This window comes from Paenibacillus sp. AN1007 (genome assembly GCF_040702995.1).
Classification (GTDB): Bacteria; Bacillota; Bacilli; order Paenibacillales; family Paenibacillaceae; genus Paenibacillus.
On record NZ_CP159992.1, the window covers coordinates 6,398,488 to 6,411,429 of the forward strand.

Genomic DNA, 12,942 nt, shown 5'->3' on the forward strand with positions numbered 1-12,942 from the left:
ATGACGACTGAAGTTGAATTTTTATTTACACAGGTATGGAAAGGGGGAATGGCTATGAGTTTTTTTAGTCGGTTTTTGAAGAGACAGCAGCCGGAGGAACGACCGCTGTTTTACGATATTGTATGTCCGTACTGCTTCAGCAAGTTCTCACCGGAAGAGGTCGTATTCCGCGCAGCACATCATCGTGACGACGACGAGGACTACGCGCTGGGGGAAGATGCCAAGCTTAACCGATACCGGGAACGTTTTGGCCTGGATACGGTATTTGATATGGAGGCCGTTCTGTCTCCTTATGACGTACCCGAGGAGCACCGCATCTATTCGGATAACATCGTCATGGGGCTGAATGATCGTTATGGTGTAGTTACACGTCGTCGTCTGTGCCCGCAGTGTCATAATGAGCTTCCTGTAACGGCCGGGAAGGCACCAAGCAACATCATTTCGATCATCGGTGCATCCCAGGTCGGGAAATCCGTCTACATGACATCGCTGATCCATACGCTGCAGCATTATACGGCAGATCATTTTGATGCTGCCTGTATGCCGCTGAATGCAGAGATCAGCCGCCGTTTCCGTGCAGATTACGAAGAGCCGCTGTTTGAGCGGGGCGACCTGCTGGACTCCACGCAGAAGGAAAAGCTGCAGGAGCCGTTTATTTTTCAGTTTGTGTTCAAGGATGAGGATAAAGCGCCGCTGACCCTGGTGTTTTTTGACGTTGCAGGTGAAGGAATGGTCGAGCAGGATTATCTGGGTCTGCACGGACAGCATATCAAAAACTCGGCAGGCATTCTGTTTATGGTCGACCCGCTCCAGATTCGTTCAATCCGGGACAAAATTCGCATTAACCTGGGCAGCGAGCCGGGAGAATGGACGCCGAAATACGATGAGCCGCGCGACGTGGTGCTGACGTTGTTCGGTGACTTTATCGCCTATCAGGAGAAGGCTAAGACCAATATCCCGACTGCGGTTGTGCTCACCAAAAGTGACATGCTGCATTCCCTCAAGGATGAGGAAGGGGATTATATCAAATCCAACAGCAATGTGTTCCGCAACATGGTGCATCGCGAGTGGTTTGATTTGACCGAATTCGAAAATATCGACGGGGAGATTCGCCGTTTTATCGAGAAAGTGGATCGTCCGTTCAAAGGCACGATGGATGTGTACTTCAAGGACACCGCTTATTTCGCCGTATCTGCGCTGGGCAGCAATCCGGTAGACATGAAAATTCAAGGTGTGGTTAGTCCAATCCGTGTGGATGAGCCTTTCCTATGGCTGCTGTACAAGCTGAAGTACATTGAGGGGAGAGTGGGATGATGCGTTCTTCCAACACTCCGCCCATTGAACAGCAGATGTACACAAGAGAACGGCGCGGGGTATTCCGGACCACAGAGGGGTTCGATACGGTGGCTGCATCGCCGGGACTGGACCTTTCTTTTATCAAAAAAGTACTTCATCCTTACTGCGTCTATGACGCTCCTGCGGAGCTGACAGGACGGAGCGAGAAGGACGAGAGCAAGTTCCCGGCTTCCATGCACCTGCTGCATCTCGAGAGCGGCGAGACCATTCTTGGGCAAAATGTGTATCAGGCTGCAGATTTCACCGGGCTGCGCAGTGCCTTTTTTGCCCACAATTATGTGCTGTCTCCGGCAAGCCTGGAACAATATATGAAAGGTGGCGAATGGCTGGATGCCGTGTTTGCTACCTCCTATGATATCGAGCAGGGTACGGAGCTGCCTGTGCTTGCAGAACTTCCTACGGCAGCAGGAGCCGGAGGTGGAGTTCAAGCTGGACAGCAGGATGGCAGGTTTGGAGCAGCCGCGTCACCAGACCAGATTCTAAGTGCCCTGAAAATGGACGAGACGCTGTTCAAGCGCTTGCTCTATGCTGTGATGCAGGCTGTGGCGGCACGCCGCAAAGTATATATAGCGCTTGATGTGCCAGCGGAGGAAGTAACGGCAGGAGCTAAGGCGCTGCTGCGTCTGCTGTACAAGGCACTGCCCTACGCGTTCCGGCGGCAGCTCGGTTTTATGACGTTTGCCAAGGAGCCACAGGCCAAGAAAGGCATACATGTGCAGTTTGTGGAGCGGGGTACACTTCGTCCCAAGGACAGGAACACAGAGAAAGATTTCACCTTTGATCTCGTCTCTGGTCGTGTCACCCATGTGGATGCGTCGGTGGCCAAGCTGCCTTATGCGGAATTTGCCTGGTTTTTGCTGAGGGACCCGGTAAGGTCAGCAGCATTCTACGAGTTCGCCGACGACATGCTGGCCGGTATGGAACCGGGAAGGGAGCTATCCATTGAAGCTTATGGAGAGCTGTCGGTATTTTACAGCCTTGAACAAGGTGTAGAAGATTTATATTTGAATAACAAAAGCGAGGTTCTGAAGGGTTTACTGACGTATCTGAAGCCTGAAGGTGGGCTGCAGCAGCGTGCACGTCTGAATGATCTGTTTCTGACGCTGCTTAGTCGGGAGCTGGACAGTGTCCGCCGGGAAAATGTACCGGAGGAAGCGGTTGCTGCCCGCTTCGGAGAATACTTCCGTGCTGCTGCGCCCGTAGTAAAGGGCCGGATCGTAGACTATTTTATCTATGCTGTAAACAATGCGCGTGCGCAGAAACGCATGCGTGCTGTACAGGATCTGTATGTCATTTTGGACCGCGATGCCCGTCTGAATCAAGCTTTTTTTGATAAGGTACTGGGTAATGATGCTTTGACCAAGCTGCTGTTTGAGCCGTATCTGGACAACCAATTGAAACGGACAGAGACGGCAGCGGGGGTCATCGATCTTGTTCAGCGCTGGGTTACGGCTCATCCGTCAGCGATTCAATCTGCGTTTCTTGTGGAACGTTCCTGTACCGAGCTTAGGGAAAGGTTGTGTTCGGCACCTGATCCGGTTGAATCGGCAAACGAGGCGCTTCAGCGAGTCAGCATGCTGGACCGAATAACCGGGAGTGACGAGTTCGAAACGGGTATAACAGGACATATCGGGCAATCCAAAGCCGCTGTCAGTCGAACTCCCCAAAGCGGTAGTCATTCTCCCGACGAACAGGCCGCCTATCAGGAAGCTTTAACCAAACTTGCGGATAAGCTTGCTTATGTGATTAACCTCTTCATGATTCAGGATCTGGATCTGGAACGGGTGAACCGGGAACAGCTGCTGCGTATCGATATTCTGCAGCATGAGAATGACGTTCGGGATTGGGCATCACGCCAAGGTTCGGATGTAGCGGCTAGAACAAATGTGATGCTGGCGGCGAGAAAATGGCTTAGAAGTGATCCTGACGCCGAAGAAGAGGTGGAATCACTCTCTCTGGCTGAGCGTGATGAGCTTCAGCGCTGGACTCGCCGCTGGCTGGCGGCAGAACTGCGGAATTATCCGGGAACCGCAGCGTATGAGGCATTACCACTCGCATTCTACCGTGGGGGAAGCGGCAGTAATCGGCTTGATTATTCGGGTCTGATTGAATTTCTACGCAGTCATACCAATCAAATTGAAGCGATCTATACCTTTTTCGAATGGTCCGGTGTACATCGGATGTTTGTTCGCGGTTCCAGTGCGCATAAAGGATATGCAGATGCCATTATTATGTATTTCAAATCCCATGACCGGGAAGCATTCCGGTCCAAGTCAGTGTTCAAGCCGTACTATGCCAAAGCAGGAAAAGCTCTGAAGCCGGTCTATGATCGGGCCAAGGCTGAACTGGCCTCGCCATTTATGCGTATTCTGACCGGGCGGAAGAAAAAGCGATGGATGGGCCTGCTGCTGCTGTTCCTTATTCTTGGTATTGCAGGTGGCACATATGCCTGGATGAACAATACCTCTGAACCTCAAGCAGCACAGCCGCCGGCAGAACAGGAACCAGCTGCCCCGGCTGAACCTGAAGAGAAGCCGGCAGCGTATATCGCTTATATCGCTGGTGCAGATGAGCAGGAAGGAACAGAATCCCCGGCCCGATTAGTCCTCCGCTTCCGGAGCGAAACGGGTGGTATTCCTTTTGAACAGGGCAGCCTGCAGCTGCGTTTGGATGATGGAAGCATGAAAGAGTTTAACGTTACAGACAAGTGGAAGAGCTTGAATTCCGGAGAAAAGTCTGATGCAGCCAATGACCCTTCATCGAATTCTGAAGGCGCAGCAGGTAAGGAAAATGGCTCTCAGACATCAGGTAAGAGTCAAGGTGCTGCTGATTCAGATGCTGATTCAGCAGCATCCGGTCAATCGGATGATCAACAAGGGATTGATACGGCAAGTAATGCTGACCAAGAGGATCAATCCACAGCTGGCAGTTTGTCGGCAGGCAAAGCGGATAAATCATCGACACAAGACCAAGGTAAAACAAGTGAGAACTTATCGGGGGATGTCTCGCAAGAAGGGCAGGCTGACACTGTTCCCAAACCTTTAACTGCGGCCGAAGCAGATCGCTTATACCCTTACGGCATGCAGATCACACTGCCGGACAATATTGATCCCAAGAATGTTGTGAGCATTCAGAAGGGTGCGAAGGGGTCAGAGATCGCTGTTGAGTTGATGCAGGAGCCAATCTGAATCTCATGATATAAGCACATAACGAATCATAACCGGCAGAGAAGCATATGTAGGTCAGGTTTGATTCGACTTGATTAGAGGGATGACCCTGAGACCAAGAGTTCAGGGTCATCTTTTTATATTCATAACCAAGCTTCTGAGATGATTGTACCGAAGCGTTTAATCAGTTCACAAAATAGACACATAAGGATTGATTCAAAATAAGGTAATTAGGCGAGCAGTGAAAAATAGCACGGAATCATTGAGAAATGCTCTCATATAATAGGTGTCACAGCGAGTGGTAAAAAGCAGAATTTAGATAAAAAAAGCCTTATATTATCAAAAGATTTTGTTATTTTCGGTTGACAAGTGATAATGATTATCAGTATCTTTAGTGTAGCGAATAAATCTGTTTCAATTTTTATGTCAATGCCAAGCGTCGGAAAATTCAGGAATACTGAATTAGAATATAATTTCAATTTCGTTGTCGTTATGATAGCCGGAATACATAACCGGATTAATGAGAGAGGGATGATCGCATGTTTCGTCTGGAGACGTCCAAGCTGGATATCGCTTATGAGGAAAGACTGATAGTTGAGGATCTGAACATTCAGATCCCCCAAGGCAAAATTACCGCACTTGTTGGAGCCAACGGTTCGGGGAAATCAACGATCCTGAAGACGATGGCACGCATTATGTCTCCGAAGGCAGGCAGCGTGCTGCTCGACGGCAAGTCTATTCATAAACAATCCACGCGTGAAGTTGCCAAGCAGCTTGCGATCCTGCCTCAGAACCCTACAGCACCGGAAGGTCTGACGGTTACAGAACTGGTTTCCTATGGCCGTTTTCCTTATCAAAAAGGATTTGGTTCCATGCGTGCAGAAGACAAACGCATGATTGAATGGGCGATCGAAGTAACGGGCATGACTGAATTCCATGACCGTCCGATCGATCAGTTGTCCGGTGGACAACGTCAGCGTGCCTGGATTGCTATGGCACTTGCTCAGGAAACAGACATTCTGTTCCTGGACGAGCCGACAACCTTCCTTGACATGGCACACCAGCTTGAAGTGCTGCAGCTGCTGGAACACCTGAATGCCACAGCTAACCGCACCATTGTAATGGTAGTCCATGATCTTAATCATGCTTCCCGGTATGCTCAGCACATGATTGGTATTAAGAAAGGTAAAGCCGTTGCACAGGGTTCACCCGTAGAAGTGATGACTTCAGATGTACTGCGTGAAGTGTTCAATATTGAAGCAGATATCGTAATGGACCCGCGTTCCAATGTACCGCTCTGCCTCCCATATGCACTCGCTGGCGAACGTCCGAAACCTGCAGCTCCTGAAACCAAGGTGATGAACAGTGCCATGGTTCATGCAGGCCGAACCGAACATCGTGTACAGGCAATGGGCAGTTAATTTAAACGAACTGGATCACATCTGTGATTCTGTATTATAGAAATGAAGCCGCTGTGCGCTGTTAGCACGCGGCTCATTCGCATTCACGGGAGGTTTCATTCATGGGCGCAATCAACTATACGTGGCTCGAGCAATATGGCCGAATCTCGACAAGTCCCGCTTCTAACCCGGTTTATGATATACTTCTGGCTTCGTTACGGGATACAGCGCAGGCAGAGGATATGCTGAAAGTATATAACGAACATTTGCGGGCAGATAGCTTGCGAACCGCGGCGGTGTATTTCATGCATTCTGTTCGTGGACTGCTGCTGGGCATTCATTATATGAATTCAATGTGTGACACAATGCTGGATATTTCTCTGGACAATATTCGGCTGCAGCTGGTTGTACAAGACGGCTATCCGGCATTTCACTTTCAACTGCTGGATGGTACCGAGCATGTACATCCTGCGCCTCCTGGTAAGAACGAACATGAATCTGCAGCAGCCGGATTGGCAAGAAAGGCGATGCTTACGGCTTACTATGGAGAACAGCTCCGGCCTCTAATCGAGGGTGCAGCCGAGGCTGGAGGGGCAAATACAGGCCAGATGTGGGCTCAATTGGCATCCATTCTGACATGGTTTAAGACGATGGCAGTGCAGATGGACATTACTGAGGATGAACGTAAAGCGGTCATTCAAGGGTATGAACATGTGATTACGATGCCGCCGGAAATTCTGGGATTGCGTAAAAATCTGCTGCACTTCAAACCGGTAGAAATCGATAGTCCGTATCAACCTGGAGAAAAAATGCTGATGAAGTCAACCTGCTGTCTGCATTATAAGGTATACGGTGGTCAAGATTACTGTTACAGCTGTCCCAAGTTGAGCAAAGCCGAGCGGCAAAATCGCTATGAGATACTTGCGGCTTCTCGGTGAATTTGAAGTATACCCCGAAACACGGCTATAATTGATTACAACCCCAAAATTAATCGATGTCATAGGAGGAATCAGCAATGTCCGTATATTCGTACAAAGCGGTAACCACCGCAAATCAGGAAGTGCCGCTGGATATGTATCAAGGTAAAGTGCTCGTTATTGCAAACACAGCCAGTAAATGTGGACTGACACCTCAATATGGTGAACTGCAGAAGCTCTATGACCGTTATCGTGATCAAGGTTTGGTGGTGCTTGGTTTTCCATGCAACCAATTTGGTGGACAGGAGCCAGGTACAAGTGAAGAAGCGGAATCCTTTTGCCAGATCAACTATGGCGTAAACTTTCCAGTGTTTGCAAAAGTAGATGTGAACGGAGAAGACGCACATCCTCTGTTTCAATATTTGAAAGAACAGCAGCCAGGTACAGGTGAAACCAGTGATATTCAGTGGAACTTTACCAAGTTCCTTGTGAATCGCGAAGGTGAAGTCGTGGGCCGGATCGAACCAAAAGAATCACCAGAGTCGATGAGTGCTGCGATCGAGCAGCTGCTCGGTTAATTCGCCGCACGTGAGATCAATATATGACGAGAAGCCTGCCCCATTTACGGGACAGGCTTCTTTTGGTTTTCTTTTTAGTAGAACGTCTCGGCTCGGTGTGATCTGATGATCCAGGTTTTCGGTAATGGAATTGAACTATTTGGAGGGCATAAGCAAAATGTAATTCGGGGAAAATGAAGTTAGTGAGAACATAGGAAAGAAGTGATTGTAGACGGGGGCAGGGGGCCTTCTTTTTCTGAAAGAACAAATTATTTTGCTTAACCTATTGCAATGTGAAAAATATCACATTATAATAGGTGTATAAAGTGAAATAAATCACATACACTTCATCGATCTAATACTCCAAGGAGGAACTACTCATGAAAATCGCAGTCATCGGATGTACACACGCAGGAACGGCAGCTATCGTAAATACCGCTAAATTATACCCGGATGCCACCATTACCGTATATGAACGCAATGACAACATTTCATTCCTCTCCTGCGGGATTGCGCTCTATGTTGGGGGCGTGGTGAAAGATCCTGACGGCCTGTTCTATTCTTCGCCGAATCAGTTGGCGGACCTTGGTGTTGAAACCAAGATGCTCCATGAAGTGACAGCAGTTGATGCCAAAGGTCATACCTTACGGGCTAAAAACCTGCAAACTGGGGAAGAATTTGAAGATACGTTTGACAAGCTAATTGTGACTACAGGTTCATGGCCTGTCGTTCCGAAGCTGGAAGGCATCGAGATGGACAACATCCTGCTCTGCAAAAACTACAATCACTCCAACACCATTATTGAAAGAGCGAAGGATACCAAACGCGTAACGGTTGTCGGCGCTGGTTACATCGGCGTTGAACTGGTGGAAGCCTTCCAGATGAACGGCAAAGAAGTGACACTTATTGATAGCGTGGATCGTATTTTGAATAAATACCTTGACCCTGAATTTACAGATGCCATCGAAGATACATTGACTGGAAAAGGAATTAAATTGGCTCTTGGGCAGACGGTACAGAAGTTTACGGGCGAGAATGGTAAAGTCACCAAAGTCATCACATCCAAAGGGGAATTCGAGACTGATCTGGTCATTCTCTGCATCGGGTTCCGCCCGAATACGGAGCTGCTCAAAGGTCAGGTGGATATGCTTCCAAACGGCGCGATCATCGTGGACAAATATATGCAGACCAGCCAGGAAGATGTCTTTGCCGCGGGTGACAGCTGCGCGATTCACTACAATCCTACCGGCAAAGCGGCTTACATTCCACTGGCAACAAACGCCGTGCGGATGGGTACACTCGTAGCGCGAAACCTGGTTCGTCCAACGACACCTTATATGGGAACACAGGGCACATCGGGTATCAAAATTTACGAGCAAAATATTGCAGGAACCGGCATGACCGAAATGTCTGCCGCCGAAGAAGGACTTGTTGTAGAATCGGTTGTTCTGGAAGACAGCTATCGTCCGGAGTTTATGCCAACCGCCGAGAAACTGCTGCTGAAAGTTGTATACGAGCAGGCCACTCGCCGGATTGTTGGTGCACAGGTTATGTCCCAGGTCGATCTGACACAGTCGATCAATACGATCTCGGTCTTCATTCAGAATAACATGACAGTGGATGATCTGGCTTTTATCGACTTCTTCTTCCAGCCGCACTATAACAAACCGTGGAACTTCTTGAACACTGCAGGGCTGCAAGCTCTGCCTCCAGTAGAAGTTAAAGCACCAGCCCTGGTCTAGGTTAATGGCATAATCGACAGCTTAAGTTAAAAGCAGATTAAGCGCAAGAAACTAGACAGAATCCGGGTACATCATACAACAAAGAGAAGGAAGAACGGCGATCATATCGTCAGTCTTCCTTTTTTTCGTCTGTGCCAACTATGTCAGTTTGCTGTTTACTTATTTATTTGTTTATCTTGATCCTCCGGATTTTGGAGAGAGGCATTGGAAAATGGGATCATCTTCTTGGATCACTTTGTGATTATTTGCACAAAGTTTTCCGGGAGGTCGATATACAATGAATTCATGGATAGATTTGCTTGGCATACGAACGGATAGAAGATAAAAGGAGAGGATGACATATGGCGGCCAAAACACCTCTGGAGGTTGCACAATATACGGTACAGTCCGGTGTGAAAAAAGCACAAAACCCTATTTCCTCCGTGCTGATTCTCGGTTTTCTGGCAGGAGCTTTCATTGCGCTTGGTTTCCTGCTGGATATTCGCGTGATTGCGTCTGCACCAGCGGAGTGGGGAAGCATTGCGACATTCATCGGAGCGGCTGTGTTCCCGGTGGGACTGATTCTGGTTTTGATCGGTGGTGGGGAACTGCTGACAGGCAATATGATGGCTGTGCCGCTTGCTGCAATCACACGTAAAATTTCACCAGCCAGCATGTTGAAGAACCTGCTGCTTGTGACATTGGGCAACCTGCTGGGCGCGCTGTTTGTCGCTTTTTTCTTTGGTCATGTGCTGGGCTTGACGGCTGATGGTGCATATTTGGCCAAGGTGGTTGATATGGCGGGACACAAGCTTCATGACAGCTTTTTGCAAGCATTTATCTCCGGGATCGGCTGTAACTGGCTCGTGGCCCTTGCGGTCTGGCTGTCATATGCTGCCGATACGATGAGCGGTAAAATTCTGGGCATTTGGTTTCCAACGATGGCGTTTGTGGCCATCGGCTTTCAGCACGTTGTGGCGAACATGTTTCTCATTCCGGCAGCGATCTTTGAGGGTCATTATTCCTGGGGGCAGTATGTTATGAATTTTATTCCGGTCTGGTTGGGTAATCTGACAGGCGGCGCTTTGTTTGTAGCGGCTGCGTACTGGATGGTGTACTTACGGAAGGTTGAGCCGGCAGCGAAGCCGGAAGCCGTGGTTCCTGTTCCGGCACCTCCCGTGGAAGCAGAAGGCAGAGTAATGTGGGGCAAACAGGCGTAACGGATCATATAAGAGATTTATCAATAAGAGTTAAAGCTTAGTAGAAACGAAGATGATACATCCTGCCGTTTCACGATAGTTCGTCGTGGCGTTGGAGATGCAGTCATCTTTTTTTTTGCACAAAATTAAATTCGCCATGACAAGGTTCGGGGGAACGAAACCTGAGCATGGCGAATTTCGGGAGTGGTCCATGATATGGCATGAGGAGGAAGTGGGGAAACACCAACCTAATGCCTTGTTTTTAATTTACCCCTGGATTCAGAGAATGAATCAAAGGGGTAAAAATTTTTTTGAAAAGTTGGAATATATCATGGAATATAGATTGGTGCAGCAGCAGCCTGCCCGGCAATCATGAAGATTTAACCGATTCACTCTTGTTCTCTTTACGTTTCAGCCTCAGACGGGATATGATATAGGGATAGCTGTTGAATGAGGAGGGCCAGAAGATGATCGATCAGGAGAATGGTGTATTTCCAGCGGTATGCCCGCTCGATTGTCCAGACACATGCGGTCTGCTGTTACATAAAGAGAATGGTAAAATTGTTAAGGTAACCGGTAATCCGGACCATCCGATCACAAAGGGTGCGATCTGTAATAAAGTTCGAAATATGACGGAGCGGGTGTATCATCCCGAACGTCTTCAATATCCGATGAAACGAGTCGGAGCCAAAGGTGAAGGCAGGTTCGAGCGCATAAGCTGGGACGAAGCAATTCAGGAAATTACGGGAAAGTTTAAAGATTTGTCTGATACGTATGGACCTGAGAGTATTCTGCCGTACAGTTTCTATGGAAATATGGGTGTGCTTGGTGTGGATGGCATGGATCGGCGTTTCTTTAATGCGCTGGGGGCAAGTGTGCTGGAGCAGACGATCTGTAATGCTGCAGGCAACACCGGCTGGAAATATACGATGGGCGCCAATCACGGAACGCTGCCGGAGGATACGGAGCATGCTGATTTGATCGTGGTCTGGGGCGGTAACATCGTCAGTACCAATATGCATCAGGTGGTACTGGCGGAGAAGGCTCGTAAAAAGGGTGCCAAAATCGTTGTCATTGACGTTCACCGCAACCGGACAGCACAATGGGCAGATTGGTTCATTCCAATCTATCCGGGCACAGACAGTGCGCTGGCACTGGGTTTGATGCATGTGCTCTTTGAGCAGGGACTAACGAATGAAGAATTTATGCAAAAATATACCATAGGACATGAAGCGCTGCGCGAGCATGTACGCAGCTGTACACCGGAACGCACGGCACGTATTACAGGCGTGCCAGAAGAAACCATTGTGGAGCTGGCCCGGCTCTATGGGGCTGCTCATGCCGCTCATATTCACATTGGCAATGGCCTGCAGCACCATGACAACGGGGGCATGAACGTACGCAGCATCGCCTGCCTGCCTGCGATTACAGGGCAGTGGCTCAAGCGCGGCGGGGGTGCGGTACGTACGAACAGCTATGCAAGTACGAACAGTGATGCGCTGGAGCGGCCTGACCTAAGGCAGCATGCCGAGCCGCGGGTTGTGAACATGAACCGGATTGGCGAAGCGCTGCTGGAAGCGGAGCAGCCGATCCGGGCCATGCTGGTTTACTGCAGCAATCCACTGGTTGTGGCACCAGATACGGAACGAGTGGAGCGAGGTTTTGCACGAGAGGACCTGTTCACGGTGGTTCATGATCTGTTCATGACCGATACAGCGAAGTATGCCGATATTGTGCTGCCGGCGGCGTCTTCTTTTGAAGCGACCGATCTGTACATCTCCTATTGGCATCAGTATGTGCAGCTGCAGGAGCCGGTCATTGCACCGATTGGAGAGAGCAAAAGCAATGTGGAGCTGTTCTCGCTGCTCGGACAAGCGATGGGGTTTGATGCAGACATCTTCGGTGAACAGCCGGAGCAGATGATTGATAGCGCACTGCAGGGCACAGAAAATCCGTATATGAACGGAGTTACGCTGGACAGGCTGAAGCAGCATCGCTTTGTGAAGCTGGATATGTCAGCACACGCCTCTTTCCTCGACCATCTGCCTACACCATCAGGCAGAATTGAATTATATTCCGAGCAGATGCAGCAGAAGGGGCTTCCGCCGCTGCCAACCTATGCTGCACTGGTTGAAGGATACGACGGCGAGAATCCGGCAGGGCCGAACGATGCATATCCGCTGATGTTTGTATCCCCGCCGAATCACAATTTCTTGAACTCCAGCTTTGGCAATTCGGCCAAACATCAACGTCTGGAAAAGATGCCTATACTGCAGATTCATCCGGAGGACGCGGCTCGCCGCGAAGTACAGGATGGCGATGCGGTTGTAGTATGGAATGAGCGCGGACGCATCGAATTAACGGCCAAGGTGACAGATGCAATGCTTCCGGGTACGGTAATCAGTCAAGGACTATGGTGGGATGGCGATGGCAAAAAGCAGCGCTCCAACACGCTGACCTCCAACCGGCTGTCGGATATGGGCAATGGCGCAACCTTTTTCTCCGCCACTGTTGAAGTGAAGCGGCAGTGAGTGTGCTTGCGGTCAGATTGTTTTGATGTAATATAGATTGTGTACTGTAAAATATTTCAACTACAGGCTTCCACCGCGGCTGGTCAATGCCAAC

At 49.4% G+C, this 12,942-nt stretch carries 8 protein-coding genes; all 8 read left to right on the forward strand.

Annotation, left to right across the window (positions count from 1 at the left end; all coding sequences use genetic code 11):
- The first annotated feature begins 54 nt into the window (after positions 1 to 54).
- Complete coding sequence (locus tag ABXS70_RS28690; protein WP_342553146.1) at positions 55 to 1,314, forward strand: hypothetical protein; 1,260 nt, start codon at positions 55 to 57, stop codon at positions 1,312 to 1,314.
- On the forward strand, positions 1,311 to 4,544 hold the full coding sequence (locus ABXS70_RS28695) for a hypothetical protein (protein ID WP_342553145.1): 3,234 nt from the start codon (positions 1,311 to 1,313) through the stop codon (positions 4,542 to 4,544). Before ABXS70_RS28690 ends, ABXS70_RS28695 begins: the two co-directional genes overlap by 4 nt.
- Positions 4,545 to 5,062: 518 nt before the next feature.
- Positions 5,063 to 5,944 carry an ABC transporter ATP-binding protein gene (locus ABXS70_RS28700; RefSeq protein ID WP_342553144.1) on the forward strand — a complete coding sequence of 294 codons (882 nt, stop codon included), beginning with the start codon at positions 5,063 to 5,065 and terminating at the stop codon, positions 5,942 to 5,944.
- A gap of 101 nt (positions 5,945 to 6,045) precedes the next feature.
- Complete coding sequence (locus ABXS70_RS28705; RefSeq protein ID WP_366292817.1) at positions 6,046 to 6,861, forward strand: (2Fe-2S)-binding protein; 816 nt, start codon at positions 6,046 to 6,048, stop codon at positions 6,859 to 6,861.
- 77 nt (positions 6,862 to 6,938) lie between these two features.
- Entirely contained in the window at positions 6,939 to 7,418 is a 480-nt protein-coding gene (locus ABXS70_RS28710; RefSeq protein ID WP_342553142.1) for a glutathione peroxidase, read from the forward strand.
- Positions 7,419 to 7,777: 359 nt separating this feature from the next.
- Positions 7,778 to 9,139 carry an FAD-dependent oxidoreductase gene (locus ABXS70_RS28715; RefSeq protein ID WP_366292821.1) on the forward strand — a complete coding sequence of 454 codons (1,362 nt, stop codon included), beginning with the start codon at positions 7,778 to 7,780 and terminating at the stop codon, positions 9,137 to 9,139.
- Positions 9,140 to 9,480: 341 nt separating this feature from the next.
- The gene (locus ABXS70_RS28720) at positions 9,481 to 10,338 is read left to right on the forward strand and encodes a formate/nitrite transporter family protein (protein ID WP_366292824.1); all 858 of its coding nucleotides are present in this window, start codon (positions 9,481 to 9,483) and stop codon (positions 10,336 to 10,338) included.
- A 446-nt stretch (positions 10,339 to 10,784) separates the two neighbouring features.
- The gene (locus ABXS70_RS28725; protein ID WP_342553139.1) at positions 10,785 to 12,848 is read left to right on the forward strand and encodes a molybdopterin oxidoreductase family protein; all 2,064 of its coding nucleotides are present in this window, start codon (positions 10,785 to 10,787) and stop codon (positions 12,846 to 12,848) included.
- Positions 12,849 to 12,942: the final 94 nt, after the last annotated feature.